This window comes from Duganella sp. HH101 (assembly GCF_001758795.1).
GTDB lineage: Bacteria > Pseudomonadota > Gammaproteobacteria > Burkholderiales > Burkholderiaceae_D > Rugamonas > Rugamonas rivuli.
Genome location: NZ_LRON01000016.1, coordinates 28,162 through 43,725, shown reverse-complemented (window position 1 = coordinate 43,725; position 15,564 = coordinate 28,162). Strand labels below are relative to the sequence as shown.

Annotated in this window: 11 protein-coding genes; 1 reads left to right on the top strand and 10 read right to left on the bottom strand. The window is 58.7% G+C overall.

From position 1 onward, the window contains the following. Positions 1–12: 12 nt before the first annotated feature. Both czcI and DUGA2_RS22670 read right to left on the bottom strand, forming a co-directional pair. Positions 13–360, bottom strand: coding sequence for a cation efflux protein, CzcI family (czcI, locus tag DUGA2_RS32875; RefSeq protein ID WP_071658964.1), 348 nt, complete (start codon positions 358–360; stop codon positions 13–15). 17 nt (positions 361–377) lie between these two features. After that, positions 378–2,645, bottom strand: coding sequence for a heavy metal translocating P-type ATPase (locus tag DUGA2_RS22670; protein ID WP_070271774.1), 2,268 nt, complete (start codon positions 2,643–2,645; stop codon positions 378–380). 115 nt (positions 2,646–2,760) lie between these two features. On the opposite strand from DUGA2_RS22670, the gene cadR reads away from it, so the two are divergent. Continuing rightward, positions 2,761–3,174 carry a Cd(II)/Pb(II)-responsive transcriptional regulator gene (gene cadR, locus DUGA2_RS22665; protein WP_008448020.1) on the top strand — a complete coding sequence of 138 codons (414 nt, stop codon included), beginning with the start codon at positions 2,761–2,763 and terminating at the stop codon, positions 3,172–3,174. A 24-nt stretch (positions 3,175–3,198) separates the two neighbouring features. Here the strand turns inward: cadR and DUGA2_RS22660 are convergent, their stop codons facing one another. From DUGA2_RS22660 to DUGA2_RS22625, 8 genes are all read right to left on the bottom strand, one after another. Further along, a complete protein-coding gene (locus tag DUGA2_RS22660; RefSeq protein WP_008448018.1) occupies positions 3,199–5,121 on the bottom strand; it encodes a cytochrome c/FTR1 family iron permease in 1,923 nt (640 codons plus the stop codon). Between the two features lie 192 nt (positions 5,122–5,313). Then, positions 5,314–6,186 (bottom strand): undecaprenyl-diphosphatase UppP, encoded by an 873-nt coding sequence (uppP, locus tag DUGA2_RS22655; protein WP_043480800.1) that lies wholly within the window; start codon positions 6,184–6,186, stop codon positions 5,314–5,316. A 418-nt stretch (positions 6,187–6,604) separates the two neighbouring features. Beyond that, a complete protein-coding gene (locus DUGA2_RS22645) occupies positions 6,605–7,066 on the bottom strand; it encodes a copper-binding protein (protein WP_008448015.1) in 462 nt (153 codons plus the stop codon). A gap of 69 nt (positions 7,067–7,135) precedes the next feature. After that, complete coding sequence (locus DUGA2_RS22640) at positions 7,136–8,428, bottom strand: outer membrane beta-barrel protein (RefSeq protein ID WP_070359617.1); 1,293 nt, start codon at positions 8,426–8,428, stop codon at positions 7,136–7,138. Positions 8,429–8,533: 105 nt separating this feature from the next. Then, complete coding sequence (locus DUGA2_RS33685; RefSeq protein WP_008448012.1) at positions 8,534–8,752, bottom strand: hypothetical protein; 219 nt, start codon at positions 8,750–8,752, stop codon at positions 8,534–8,536. A 728-nt stretch (positions 8,753–9,480) separates the two neighbouring features. Beyond that, entirely contained in the window at positions 9,481–12,642 is a 3,162-nt protein-coding gene (locus DUGA2_RS22635; RefSeq protein ID WP_008448009.1) for an efflux RND transporter permease subunit, read from the bottom strand. After that, a complete protein-coding gene (locus DUGA2_RS22630) occupies positions 12,639–14,207 on the bottom strand; it encodes an efflux RND transporter periplasmic adaptor subunit (protein WP_070271711.1) in 1,569 nt (522 codons plus the stop codon). The genes DUGA2_RS22635 and DUGA2_RS22630 overlap by 4 nt, the downstream gene beginning before the upstream one ends. Continuing rightward, positions 14,204–15,535 (bottom strand): TolC family protein, encoded by a 1,332-nt coding sequence (locus tag DUGA2_RS22625; protein WP_229214753.1) that lies wholly within the window; start codon positions 15,533–15,535, stop codon positions 14,204–14,206. Before DUGA2_RS22625 ends, DUGA2_RS22630 begins: the two co-directional genes overlap by 4 nt. Between the last annotated feature and the right edge of the window lie 29 nt (positions 15,536–15,564).

Below are 15,564 nucleotides of genomic sequence, written 5' to 3'. Positions count from 1 at the left end.
TGTCCCGTCGGCTTAAGCGACGGGAGAGCGGTCAGGCCTACGCGGGCCGTCCGGGATATGGGAGGTGTACAGCAGAACACGCGGTTCGGCTGCGGTTTTATCGAGCGGGACGGTGACGGGTTCGACGTGCGTTAAGAACAATGCACAGCCAACACCGTGGCACGAGGGGCAGTCGAGATCGATCTTGCCCAGCTTGGCTTTGGCGTTCGATGTATCGGCTTTGCCCTGATGTTGGTGGGCATGATGACCAAAATGCACGCTGGTCGCCCCCGTTTCGTGTTGGCAATACAATCCCGCCGTTGCCCAGGCAAACTGGAACGGTACAAGTACCAACAACAGAATAAGGAGAAATCGTTTCACGGGAAAATCATAACATATCAAGGAAAGGCCGAAGTGGCGTTAGCGTCTCTGTGCTGTGTGTTAAATCGATCCAGGCTACGCAACATACGCAAAGCGTTGAACACAACCAGCAAGCTGGCCCCCATATCCGCAAATACCGCCATCCACAACGTCGCTTGACCCGCTAAGGCCAACACTAGGAAAACGGCCTTGATCAACAGTGCGAAACCGATGTTTTGCCGCAGTACTTTACGTGTGCGTGAGCTTAGATGCAAAAACGCGACCAGCTTGCTGAGATCATCGTCCATCAATGCAACGTCGGCAGTTTCAAGTGCCGTGTCAGACCCCGCCGCGCCCATGGCGAAGCCGATGTCAGCACTGGCCAGCGCAGGGGCGTCGTTGATGCCGTCGCCCACCATGCCTATGTAACCGTACTGTGTACGCAGTTCGTGGATGGCGGCGAGTTTATCATCAGGAAGCAGATTCCCACGCACGTCACCGATTCCGGCCTGACTCCCCATCGCTGCAGCAGCGTAAGCGTTGTCACCGCTCAGCATTACCACATGCAGGCCCAAGCCACGCATTGCCGCAATCGCGGCCTCACTGGTATCGCGCATGGTGTCGGCCACCGCCAGAACGAGCAACGGTGTAGTGGTCGAGCTCAGCACGACGACACTCTTTCCGCCCCGCTCGTATTCTCCAAGCACCGTGTCCAGCATGCCGCCGCCGATGCCTTGCTCCTGCATCAGCCGCTGATTGCCGAAGTAATAGAATTCGCCGTTGATCGCCCCATTGACTCCGCGCCCGGGCAGCGCCATGAAGTCGACCACATCGAGCAAGGTGTCGCCTGGATTGGCGGCGGTCCAATCATCAACCACTGCCGCCGATACCGGATGATTAGAACGCATGGCAAGGCTTGCGGCAAGGCGGAGTAAAGCAGCCTTGTCGCCAGAATCCAGCACACGCGTATCGGTCACAGAGGGCCGTCCAAGAGTGATGGTGCCGGTCTTATCGAGCGCGATAGCCTTGAGCTTATGTCCTTGCTCTAGATATGCACCACCCTTGATTAATATTCCGTGCCGGGCCGCTGCCGCAAGTGCGCTGACAACCGTCACCGGCGTGGAGATGACCAAGGCGCATGGACAGGCGATCACCAACAGGACGAGCGCCTTATAGAGCCACGGCTGAAAGGGAGCGCTCAGCAAGAGCGGCACAATGAGTGCCACCACAACAGCGAGCGCCACCACTGCCGGAATATAGTACCGGGCAAATTCATCGACGAACCGCTGCGTCGGTGCGCGATCGCCTTGAGCCTGTTCAACGCTGCGCACGATACGGGCCAGTGTTGAATCACTCTGGACAGCGCTAACTCGATACTCGATCTCGCCGTGCTCATTAACCGTCCCTGCGAATACCGGGTCACCAGCGTGTTTCGTTACCGGCATACTTTCGCCCGTAATGGGAGCCTGGTTGATCGTTGTTTGGCCGCGCGTGACGACACCATCAAGCGCGAGACGTTGACCGGGCTGGACGCGTACCTGCGCCGCGACCTTGACTTGTGAGGCTGGCGTCTCGATCCATGTTCCGTCCTGCCCCTGGACCGTGGCGGTGTCGGGTGTCATCGCCATCAATTGCTTAATCGCATTGCGCGCACGGTCAAGCGATAATGCCTCAATCATCTCGGCCACCGCGAACAGGAAGATGACTGTGGCCGCCTCGGGCCATTGGCCAATGACGGCCGCGCCGATGACGGCCAGCGACATCAGAAAATTCATGTTGAGTGAAAAGTGGCGTAGCGCGATCCACCCCTTGCGCAGCGTATCGGCGCCACCGGCGGCGATGGCGAGCAACGCCAGCGTGATGACCGGCCAAGAACCGTCGGTCCCACTGGTCCATGCCAGTACTTCGGATCCAATCGCGGCCGCGCCAGAAAGGCCCATCAGAATCCATTGCAACAAAGGGACCCGGGGACCGGCGACCGCACGGTCCGATTGAAGCGCCACAGCGTCTACGTCTAACGAATCCGACTTGAGCACCGGGTCAAGGCCGAGTCCAGTCAACCCTTCGAGCAGCGTCTGCGTCGATTGCAACCGGTGCCGAACCGTCAATTCACGCTGCATGAGATTGAACTGCATGCTGTCGACGCCGGCCATCGTTTTGAACCTGTCACGAATGAGCTTCTCCTCCGTCGGGCAATCCATCTTTTGAATCAAGAAAACAGCTTCCTCGGCTCCCGCCGTATCCGTTCCTTCCTCGACCGCCTCCAACGTCGGGCCGCACGTGTTTTTGCTATCACAACAATGCATATGATCCATTCCATTCGTGTCAGCCAATTCAATTGGCGATATACTGAGATTAGAAACCCTATAGTAACTATAAGGTCAAGCAAACTTAGCATCCAGTTCAATCAAGGTGAATCCGATGTCCCACCCCGCAAGTCTTAAAATCAGCCAGCTCGCCACCGCGACCGGCGCATCGGCAGAGACAATACGCTACTACGAGCAGGAGGGTTTACTGCCCCAGCCCGCTCGCTCTGCGGGAAATTATCGACTGTATGGCGACGAGCACATCAAGCGCCTGCAATTCATCCGGCATTGCCGCTCTCTGGACATCGCGCTGGATGAGATCCGGATACTGCTGTCATTGCGCGATGCACCTGAGGCCAATTGCGATGAGGTCAATATGCTGCTCGACAGGCATATTGGTCAGGTCGCGACCCGCATCCGGGAACTGAAAAGTTTGCAATCGCAGCTCGAACAGCTACGAGCGCAATGCGGAGACGCGCGTCCGGCCCGCCAGTGTGGCATCCTCCTGGAGCTGGACAAGTCCGAGTAACGGACCTGGCGTGCCGGCGCGCAACTACGCCGTGCGTTTCTGCGACCGAACGTTATACGCAACGCTCGCCACAATGACTGCCACGATTAGCAATTGCGCCAGCAAGGTTTGAACCGACGGATAGAGTCCCAGCAGGTCAATGCGTGGAATACCAATCGGAGTGCTGGCGAATACGCCCACTTTTTGCAGAGCGGCGACGCCTTTACCCATCAAGACGGTGGCAAGGATGGCCACCAGCGCCGAGCTGAAGGCAAAGAATTGGCTGATCGGCAAGCGAGCCGACGAGCGCAGCAGCACGATGGCCACTACAGCCAGAATTGCGATGCCTGAACCCAACCCTGCAAGCATATAGGTGCCATTTCCCTCGGTCCACAGCGCCGCGTAAAACAGCACCGTTTCAAACACTTCGCGATACACCGTGACGAAAGCCAGGGTAAACAACATGAGCGCTGAGCTCTTGTTGAGCGCCGACGATAGTTTGTCGCGCACATACGCCTGCCAACGGCCAGCCATGCTCTTCTGGTGCATCCAGATACCCACGCTTAGCAGCACAACGGCTGCAAATATGGCTGAAAATCCTTCGGTCATTTCGCGACTGGCACCCGATAAATCAACAAGATAGGTAGCTACTCCCCAAGTGGCGCCACCGGCGACTAACGCCGTGATCCATCCCGCATGCACGTAGGGAAGTACATCGCGACGGTCGGCTTTCTTGAGGAAAGCGATCATTGCAACGACGACAAGCAGCGCTTCTAGTCCTTCCCGCAACAAGATGGTGAGCGCCCCCATGAAAGCCGAGAGCGGATCGTTGGCGCCGGCGAGCGCCGCCTGTGCGTCGGTCAACAAATTTTGCAATCGCGCTTCGATTTTTTTTGCCTTTGGAATGTCGCCGGCCACAACTGCATTGCGGAAACTGCCCATCGTAATCTCGGTCTCTTCGAAGAGCGTCTTATTCTTGGCCGCCAGCGCCGGCTCCACCGGCTCAAAGCCATCGAGATAAGCCGACAATGCTAGCCGTGATGCCGTCGCCGCTTCGCCGCGAGTCAAAGCGGCCAGGCTCTCCTTCAGTTTTTCCTTGGCTAATGGCAGCGTATCCGTCGACAATCCGGCGGCCTTAGCTGGCGCGCTGCGCAAGTACGCCAGTAAGGCGGCCGCATTCGGTTCTCCGACTTCGGCAGCAAGCTGTGTTTCAGTCAGCTCGCTGAGCTTGGCCAAGCTTGGCACACTCGCCCGCAATTCCGGGGACGAAGACCACAGGCTGGCGCCGGCCTGGCGTTCCTTGTCGGTGTACGACAGGGAAGACGCGAAATAGGCGATCGCCCATCGGTCCTCCTCGCTCAACTGCGCAAAGCTCGGCATCGCTGTTCCGTCCACGCCATGCGAAATGATCTGCTGAAGGGCGAAAACGCTGCGTTCGCGCGCGCGGCCATGGTCGGCCAGGACGATTGGCGGCGGATTGAGCTTTGCTGCCAACGGGCCATCGGAGTGTCCGGTGGTACCATGGCATGCAGCGCATTGCGCCAAGAATAGCGTTTCGCCGCGCTTGATATCAGGGACGCGTTTCGGTGCCATCGGCACAGGATATGCTGCCACCAGCCCGGAAGCCAAGGCGCGGGCGCGAACTGCGACAGCTGCAGCAGCGGCCTTTTGATCGATTGTTACGCGAAGATCATCGGCCTGCTTCATGAGCATCGGCGTTGAGGCGTTCGATGGCAGTTCTTTTAACTGCACTTGCGCAGCCCTGGCGAACTCCTGCATTTCAGCGTATTCGCTGGCGCTCCTGACGCTGCCGTCTTGCACCGCTTTACCATAATCCACGGCCAAGTAGTCGAGGAGTTGCCAGATCTGCTTTGCCTTGTTTTCCGCCTCTGCACCCTCGGCATGCGCGGCCATAGGCGAAAAAAGGATGAGGAAGCTCAATACAATGAAATAACGGAAAATGGACATAAAACCCTTGTTAAATGGCAAAGAGGAAGCGAACCTTAAGTATCAGGCAGCACCGCAAATAATTCTCATTACGCATTTAACACCTTCTAGCCACTAGAAGGTCAAGTAAATTCTGTCCTACCAATTCGCCGCTGCATCTGGAATGCAATGGCCAAAGAATCGATCCTGAACGCTAGTACGGCGGCGGCCCCTTCATCGTAAAACACCCGCCTGAACGGATACGATCAGAAAAATTCCCAGTGCTGCCCGATAAATGACAAACGGCCAAGCGGAAAATCGTTCCAGGAATCGCATAAGACCCCAGATCGCAACGAATGCCGAGATACTCGCCACGAGCAGGCCGAACCCGAGCAAGGCCCACGCTTCCACAGGAATGTGGGCGTGGTAGAGTACCCACAGTTCCTTCAGCCCAGCCAATGCGATCGCGGGCAGTCCAAGAAGAAACGACAGGCGGGCCGCCTCTTCACGCCGGAAGTTGAGAAACAGCGCTGCGGTTAGGGTCGATCCCGAGCGCGAGATGCCGGGAATCAGCGCACCAATCTGGGCAACACCGACAATAAGCGCATCACGTAAGCGCAGCTGGTCAAAATTGCGCCGATGGCGGCAAACAACTTCTGCAATGGCGAGCAAGACTGCCATCGCCACCGACGAGACACCAATGACCATTAAACTTCGCAAAGGCGACTCGCATGAATTCAACACGGAAGACAGTGCCAACCCCGCCAGCCCGATCGGGATTGTCGCCAGGCAGATCGCTACCGCAAGGCGAAACCATGGGCTGTTGAAGTCCCGGCGGCGAATAGCAGAGGCGCTGCCGGTGCTCACAGCCGCAACATCGCGCCAAAAGTAACTCACAACGGCGGCCAATGCGGCCAATTGCATCGCGGCCGAAAACGCGGAACCCGGATCACGCCAGCCGAGTAGCGCCGGCACTATGCGCATGTGGGCGGTTGAGGAAATGGGTAACAATTCAGTGATTCCCTGAATGACACCCAAAATACCGACTTGAATATAGCTGAGCGAGGCGAAGCCGATATCCAGAGCACCGCCGCAAGCATTGGCCAAATTGTTCTCCCGAAATTGCATCAACGCCAGTGGAAATACGCACTGGACGCGAAATGGTTAATTAATAGACCATATTATCTAAGGACAAAAGTATAGCCTAGGACGCAGCATCTCCGCGACCGCTGTCCTCGATGGACGGTGCTTTTGCGCGTGGTACACCCTTCCTGCGCCTCCTTACTTTCGCCGAGCCTTAATCTTCTTGCGGCACACCCCAGCGGTATTCTTGTCTTGGTTCGAGCGCGGCGAGCGCATCTGACGTCGCAGCCAGAGAAGCAGGACAATGACCAGTATTACCTCAATCGCCCAGAGCAGTACGAGGTGATTGGCGACCTCGATGGGGATCCAACGTCCGCCCATATTCATACATGCCTCGCCCGTTGTCGCAAAAGGTGAATTCCGCGCTCGCCGCTGCTATCACTTACTTCACGGCAGTGACGACGTAGTTCTCACCGTCCTTCATGAACTCAACATGCACCTTTTTGCCAACCGCAAGCTGGTCGTACAACGACTTGTTTTTGACGCCGAACTTCATCGTCATGGCGGGCCAGTTCAACGTCTTGACGGCTTCGTGGGCGAGCATAACTCGCCCATTGGATGGATCGACCGCTCTCACGACGGCCTCGGCTTCGTAGGTCACTGCCTTGGCATCCTTGTCGTACCGCATGCCGCCTTTATCATCCATCATTGCTTTACATTTCTGCATGTCCATATCCTTCATGTTCATGCCCTTCATGTCGCTGTCTTTCATGCCCTTCATATCCATACATTTCTGCATGTCCATGTCCTTCTCCGCGCCCTTCATATTGCCGGGCTGCTGTGCATTAGCGAAGCCGGATGTGGCCAACGCCAAGATCAGGGAAAACGTTGCTGTGCGATTCATAGCGCTTCCTTTCAGTGGTGAAAAAATTGAATTCCGTTGATTGAGTGGGAATCAGTTGTGCACATTCGATCAAAAAATCAACGTGGCTCCTATACCGTACGTAAGTTGTGATCGTCCGCTGCGAAACCGATTCCCATTGGTGAAGAAATCTGCATTTGAACGGTCGTAACGCACTTCGGGCCTCAGCATGATCAATGTCGTTGGCGCGACCGCCACCTTGGTATTCCATGTGAGTGTGTATCCCCGTATGGTCTGAGCGAGCCCCGTTGTGAAGCCATCGGGGTCTCGATAGTCTTCGATCCGTACGGTCGGTTCGAAGGTGTCGTTGATCTTGTACTTGGCATATAGCGTCGTTCCGGACCAGCGCGCGTCGCTGCTGTTGGTCGGCGGAACACGTGCCTCCTTCGCCCGGTCATAGTTCAGCATGAAGGTGAGCCGGTCAAAAAATGGGCCGACGGTCAGCTGTGTGTCGAACAACTTCCTTCGGTTGGAGGTGTTGTCGTTCTGCTCCGGTCCCTCCAAATAGTTGGCAACGATGGACAACCAGGGCGCCGGAGTCCAACCGACGCTCGGGCCCCAGGTTTTTCCCGAGTTGTTGTCGCGCGTAACGTTCCAGCCTTGCACCACATAGAGTTCCGTATATAGCGTGTCACTCCACGCATAATTCAGACGCACGCCAGTGTCCTGAAACGGAATCGCGTAGGTATAGAAAAACGCGTGAGAATAATTCCAGTTCTTCGCCGTCTCGATCGTTTCAGCGCCGATATGCGTCACTAGCTTGCCGGCATCAATACGCAAACCGCTACCGATCGGCGCAAGATAACTGATGGAAGCGTGCTGGATGTTTTTCCCAGGGCCGACGATGGTGCTTTGCGAGGCAGTTGGACCAATCGCTCCACGTATCGCGTTCGCGATCGTGCTCTGAGCCTCTCCAGTAGCCAGATCGAGCTTGAAACCGAATCCGCCAAGGGCGGGAATCTTCTCGATCTCGATTTCCGCAAGCGATAACGAGGGGCGGTTGCGTTGAATGTCGAACGTCCGTCCTTCAATGCTGACGTTCGATCCCTTCACCGCCGACGCACCCTGATTCATATCCACGGTGGCGCGGTCAGGGCGGTTGCGGTTGTTGACGTAATACCCATCAACCCAGCCGCGTACCTTCACTCCCGACAGCCAGCTTTCTCCCGTCAGCGCACCGGCGTCCTTCGCATCGGGGGGCATCCAGATGCCCGATACGGGCCAGGCTGGCGCCGCCGGGGCGGATTCAGGTTTAGCCGAATCGGCACTAGGCGTTTGCGCTGACGCCGCGCCCATGGATATCATCAACAAGGGAATGGACGTCAGTTTCGTCGTTTTGTTCATAGCCGTTCTCCAGGATTGAATGGGATGGATCTTGCATGCGACTCTGTTCGCGACTTGCACACAAAAATTCCCAAGGGAGGGCCCCTTGGGAAAATCCAGCTGCAATTATTTATTCGGGTCTTGCGACGATTTCCCGGCATTCTCCTTGGCTTTCGCTTCCTGTTCGGCACGCAGAATGCGTTGCTTGTTTTCCCATGGCGTTGTTTGCGCGCGCGGGCCGTGATCGAGTGGCAGCACAAGACGTTTCGGGCCTGCCGTACTGGCGCAAGCTGTCAGGATCATGGCGGCGCCAATCGTGGTCAATGTGGTGAAGAGCTTGTTCATGATGAACTCCTATCTAGGTTGGTTAGTGCTCAGGGCCTTTGTTGGGCACTGGCGGCAATAAGTGGTGATACGTTTAGCCATCTGTCGGCGGCCCGCGCCGCCGGCAAATGGCAATCTTCATTTCTCCGCCTGCGTGGATGGGCATGGCGTCTCCGATTTCGCTACCTGTGGCGTAGCAATGGGAGCCATCGTCGCCCCCTTGTACTGCTGATGGCGCAAGTGGTGTGGATTGCTCAAAGGTGAAACATCGGTCGCGCATGCGGAGAGCGCAAACGCGACAGTGAGCATCGATAAAGCTGGTCTTAGCATGTTCATGGCGACACCTCATATCAAATTGGATCGGTGCAGTGCGATTGCTATCTAGTTTCGCCAACAGCAATACATCACACGCAGCGCCACCGTAGGCGAAGACTCCATTCGCAGCGCCACGGCAAAGGTATCTCTGTCGGCATCAAGCAGATACTCTGCTATGACTTTCTCGGGCTCCAATCGCTCTGAACTACCGGATACCCGTACCGGGACCGGCGGCGCCAGGCAGCAGAAGGCGAACGACCGGCAACCCATTCCCGGCATATTCCGCGACACCGCGTCTGCCGGGCGTATGCTCCGCAATTCCATCTGGCCTGGCACACCCTGCGCGGCGCTGGTCAACGGCGCTCCGGCCAATAGGAACAGGCACTGCAGACAAAACACGATGTATCTTGCGGTGCGCGACGCGACGATTCGCTTCATGGCTGATCGCTCCTTGTCGTCGCTGCGACCGCAGCGCGAATAGTCCTGCGTCGGATCAGCAAATAGACGGCCGGCACCACGAACATCGACAGCAAGGGCGCGGTGATCATGCCGCCCACCATCGGCGCCGCGATACGCTGCATGACTTCGGACCCGGTGCCCGTTCCGATCATCACCGGAACCAGGCCGGCGATGATCACGGCGACCGTCATTGCTTTCGGTCGAACACGCAGCACGGCGCCTTCGCGTATAGCGTCCAGCAGATCAGCCTCGTCTGGTGAGCCTTTCGTCAGCCGGGCCTCCCACGCATGCTTTAGATAAAGCAGCATGATTACGCCGAATTCTGCGGATACGCCCGCCAGGGCGATGAAGCCAACGCCGCTTGCGACCGACAAATTGTGTCCAAGCGCCCATAGCAGCCAGATGCCGCCGGCCAGCGCGAACGGTAAGGTCGCCATGATCAACGCCGCTTCGTCGACGCGCTTAAAGGTCAAGTACAACAGAACGAAGATGATGAGCAAAGTCATGGGGACGACAACTTTGAGCTTCGCTGTAGCGCGCTCAAGATATTCGAACTGACCAGACCAGGACACAGAATAGCCGGCCGGAAGTTTCACCTGTTTGGCAACGACCTCCTGCATTTCGTGAACGGCAGAGCTGAGGTCCCGCCCCCGGATGTCCACGTAGACCCAGCCCGACAGGCGCGCATTCTCGCTCTTAAGCATCGGAGGACCGTCATTGATGCGTATCGTGGCCACATCGCCCAGTCGTATTTGCGCGCCGCGCTCGGTCAGTACCGGCAGTTCGCGCAACTTCTCGACCGAGTCGCGCACCTCGCGCGGGTAGCGTACATTGATCGGAAAGCGTTGCAGGCCTTCGACCGTCTCGCCGATGTTATCGCCGCCGATGGCGCTCGACACGATGCTCTGCACGTCGGCGATATTCAGGCCATAGCGTGCCGCCGCGTCGCGGTCGATATGGATATCGACGTATCGTCCGCCGTTGAGCCGTTCGGCGAGCGCCGAGGACACGCCTGGCACGCCTTTGACGACCCGTTCAATCTCCCCGGTGATGCGGTCGATCTCCTGCAGGTTCACGCCGGCCACCTTCACGCCCACCGGGCTCTTGATGCCAGTGGCCAGCATGTCAATGCGATTGCGGATCGGCGGTACCCAGATGTTGGACAGGCCCGGTACTTTGACGATGCGGTCAAGTTCTTCGACCAGTTTGTCAGTGGTCATGCCGGGCCGCCATTGGTCACGCGGCTTGAACTGGATCGTCGTCTCGAACATCTCCAGCGGCGCCGGATCGGTGGCAGACTCGGCCCGGCCGGCCTTGCCGAACACGGTTTGGACTTCCGGCACGGTCTTGATCAGCCGGTCGGTCTGCTGCAGCAGCTGCGCCACCTTGCCAGCGCCGATGCCCGGCAAGGCGGATGGCATGTACAACAGGTCGCCCTCATCCAACGGCGGCATGAATTCACCGCCCAGGCGCGACATCGGCCAGATCGTCAGGAGCGCAATCGTACCGGCCGCCACCAGCGTGGCTTTGGGACGTCGCAGCACGATTTCCAGCAAGGGACGGTAAAGCGCGATCAACCACCGGTTCAGCGGGTTTTTCTGTTCGTCCGGGATGCGCCCACGAATCAGGTAGCCCATCAACACCGGGATCAGCGTCACCGCCAAGCCGGCCGCCGCCGCCATCGCATAGGTTTTCGTGAAGGCCAGCGGAGCGAACAGACGACCCTCCTGCGCCTCCAGCGTAAACACCGGAATGAAGGACAGCACAATGATCAGCAGCGAGAAGAACAGCGCCGGGCCGACTTCGGCCGCCGCATCGCCAATCACCGTCCATTGGGCATCCCCGGCCAGCTTCTGGCCTGGATGGGCGTGATTCCACGCCTCGATATGCTTGTGGGCGTTCTCGATCATCACGACTGCCGCATCGACCATGGCGCCGATGGCAATCGCAATGCCGCCCAACGACATGATGTTGGCATTCACCCCTTGGTAGGACATCACGATGTAGGCGATCAGTATCCCCAGCGGCAGCGATACGATAGCCACCAGCGCCGAGCGGATATGGAACAGGAAGATGGCGCAGACCACCGCGACGACGATGAATTCCTCGATCAGTTTGTGCTCCAGATTGTCGACCGCGCGTTTGATCAGGTTGGAGCGGTCATACACAGGTACGATCTCCACGCCGGCCGGTAGGCTCGATTTAAGCTTAGCCAGTTTGGCCTTGACAGCCTCGATGGTTTCTAATGCGTTCTTCCCGGAGCGCATGACAATCACGCCACCAGCGACTTCGCCTTCGCCGTTGAAGTCAGCGATACCACGGCGCATTTCCGGTCCCAGCTGGACGCGTGCCACGTCACCCAAGCGCACCGACACTCCTGCTTCCGTGGTCATCAGCGGAATCTTCCGGAAGTCGTCGAGCGACTGCAAATAGCCGGACGCGCGCACCATGTACTCAGCCTCGCCGAGCTCCATTACGGAGCCACCGGTTTCCTGATTGGCGCGCTGCACTGCCTCAATCACCTTGCCGTGCGGGATGGAATAGGCGCGCAGTTTGTCGGGATCGAGCACAATCTGATACTGGCGTACCATGCCGCCTACGCTGGCCACCTCGGAGACATTCGGGACCGCCTTGAGCTCGAACTTCAGGAACCAGTCCTGGAAGGCGCGCAGCTGCGACAGGTCGAGTTTGCCGCTGCGGTCGACCAACGCATATTCGTAAATCCAGCCCACGCCGGTAGCATCAGGACCGAGCGCGGTCTTCGCCTGCGCCGGCAGACGGGATTGCACCTGGTTCAGGTATTCAAGCACGCGCGACCTGGCCCAATAAGGATCGGTGCCGTCCTCGAACAGGATATAGACGAAGGAATCGCCGAAGAAGGAATAACCGCGCACAGTTTTCGCCCCTGGCACCGACAGCATGGTGGTGGTCAGCGGATAGGTCACCTGGTTCTCGACGATCTGCGGCGCCTGTCCCGGATAGGTCGTACGGATAATGACCTGCACATCGGACAGGTCTGGGATAGCGTCGAGCGGTGTGCGCGCCAGCGACCATACTCCCCAAGCGGCGATAAACACGGTCGCAAGCAAGACCAGAAAGCGGTTTGTGATCGACCAGCGAATCAGTTTCGCGATCATTTCTTCGCTCCCTCTGGCGCCTTGGGCTTTGTCATACTGCCCAAGCCTTTGTCGTTGGCGGCAGGAGCGTCCGCGATTGGCGAAATGGCGACGATCTCAAAAACACCGTCCTGGCGCGACTTGATGTCGAACGCGACCCGGTCGCCCAATCCGACATTGCGCGGCAGGCCTGCCGCCGACACCTTGAACCCCATCGTCATCGCGCCCCATTGCAGCGTGGCTATCGGGCCATGGGAAATGGTGATCTCGTCCTTGTCGATACGCTCCACTTTGCCTTCGCCGTGATGGAGTGGCACCTCTGGGTTTGAACCGGGAGGCTGGGCATCCCCCATCCGGGTCGTCGTTCCCTTCAGGCTGGCCTCTGAATCGAGAAGGAACTGGCCTGACAAAACGACTTTTTGCCCGGCGGTCAGACCCTTGCGAACCTCGTAAAAGCCGCTACTTTCACCACCAAGTTCTACGTCTACCGACTGGAATTTCCCACCCTCCTTGGCCAGGACCACAACGCTGCGCGTGCCGGTCTGGATCACCGCCTCCGATGGCACCAGCGAGACGTCGGCGCCTCGGTTGGACGCGAAGATGATCGTAGCGAACATGCCGGGAATCAGTTGCCCACCGGGGTTCGTCAGTTCGATACGTGCTTTAAGCGTGCGCGTTGCGGTGCTCACTTCTGGCAATATCGCGCCGACCTTGCCCTTGAAGATACTTCCCGGCAGCGCCGCCGCGCGCGCCTCGACTGTGTCACCAGGCCGCACTTGGGCCGCTAGGCTCTCGGGCACGTCCGCATTCACCCAGACGGTGGAAAGGCCGTTGATGCGGAACAGCTGCGCCCCAGACGCCACGGTCATGCCTTCGCGGGCGCCGAGCTCCGCGATGACGCCGCTGACGGGCGCTGAAATAGTGGTGCGGGGATGTACCTTGCCGCTCGATTCAACCAAGCGGATCTGTGCGTCGGTCATACCGGCCAGCCGCATGCGCTGGCGGGCGCCGTCGACCAGAGATGCGGTGTCGCCGCCTTGCATACGCCTGGCCGCCAGGTACTCCTCCTGCGCTGCAATCCAGTCGGGTACGTACAATTCCGCCAGCGGCTGTCCCTGCTTGACTGGATCAAGCTGAGCGCGCACGTACAAGCGCTCGATAAACCCGTTGCTGCGAGCCTGGACCAGCGCCACGTCGCGCTCGTTGTACGCGACGCTGCCGACCGCCACCACACCTGATGACAGCCTACCGGTAGTGACAATCGCCGTCCGCACGCCCAGATTCTGCTGGACCCGAGGGCTGATGGTGACACTGCCGTCGTCACCATCGGTACCGCCATAGACTGGCACCAGTTGCATATCCATGAAAGGCGATTTCCCGGGCTTGTCGAACTTCTGGCCAGGGACCATCGGATCATGCCAGTAGAGTGGCTTCTTGCCGATCCCGCCAGGAGCGGCTGCTGTCGCTGCGTCATTGGCCGGCATGGCTTTCATCCCCTGTTGTACGCCGAATCGGTAGGAGGCGTATCCGCCGGTGGCGACGGCTATAGCGATCAACAACACGAGTATTTTTTTGTTGTTCTTCATTTGGATTCCTGTCGATTGTTCATGGCGGCATGCTGTGCGGTTCCGCCTTCTGGAAAGAGGAAGTTCAGTTGTGCCCACAGCCGCGCAGTATCGAGCTCGAGCTGTAGCACCTGCATACGTGCCTCCGTCTCGCTGCGTCTTGCTGCCAGCACCTCGGCCAACGTCGCCTTTCCGCCCCGGTAGGCGGCTAACACCACTTGGCTGCGTTCGCCTGCCAGCGGCAACACTTCACGTTTGTATCGGGAAACCCGCTCCTTGCCGCTCTGCCACTCAGCGACCAGGGCGCGGGTCCCCGCAACATGGTCGCGCAGCATCTCATCGCGCTCGGCCTTGGTTTGTTCGACCATCGCGAGCTTGGCGGCCAGTTCGCGGTCCTGCCGATTCTTCCTGTCCCACTGCAGTGGCACCGAAATGCCGATCGATACCATGTTCGAATAGGCCGAGCCACGTTGTTGGAACGCGACCTCCACGCTCCAGTCTGTTCGCCGATTCGCCTGGGCCAGATTGACTTCCGCTTGCGCGATGTCTTCCTGCCTGTTCAACACCGCGATCTGCGGGTGGTGGGACAGGTCGCTGTCGAGCGAAGCCAGATCCAGACGGATGCTGTCGATGTCGGGCGCTCCAACCACGGTAACCGCGCCGCCGGTCCACCGGGCTAGCATGGTTTGAGCAACGCGAAGCCGCCGTCCAATTTCGCTTCCTCGGTCATCAAGCGTGAGCAAGGCGGAGCGGGCCGCTAGGATGTCAGCCTGGCTGCCGCGCCCGCCCCGGTAGATGGCCTCGGCAGCCTCGATTTCCTGACGCGACAGGGCTGCTTGCTTGGCGACAGCGTCAGCCATCTGTTCGGTGTAGTACACATCTAACCAAGAGATCGCGGTATCGCGTTGGATCGCCGCCAAGGCGACGTCCTTTTGTGCCTGCGCCTTGTCTGCTTCACGTTCAAGACGCGTGGAGCGCCAATGCAGTTTGTCGGCACGCGTCAATTCCTGCGAAATGCCGACACGGCGCATGGTCATGAAATCACTACCTAGACTGAGACGGTCGGAGCCGCTGACGGGCAGATTGTCGATGCCAACCTTGAGGACGGGGTCGGGTAGTTGGCCCGCCGCGACCGCCATTTCGTGTGCGGCGGTGGTTGCTTGATCTTGCGCACTTAGCTGGAGCGAACGGGCGACAGCTTGCCGCTGTGCCTCACCCAGCGTGAGTGGTAGCGGCGCCGCCAGCGCAAGATGGACGGCGGTGAGTAACGAGAGCGCGAGCGCGGTCGTCGACAACATGTGAAGACGGGGCGCGCGCGCATTGAAATGCACGAATAACGGGGATGACATGGTACCTCCAGAATGCGACGGACAGCATC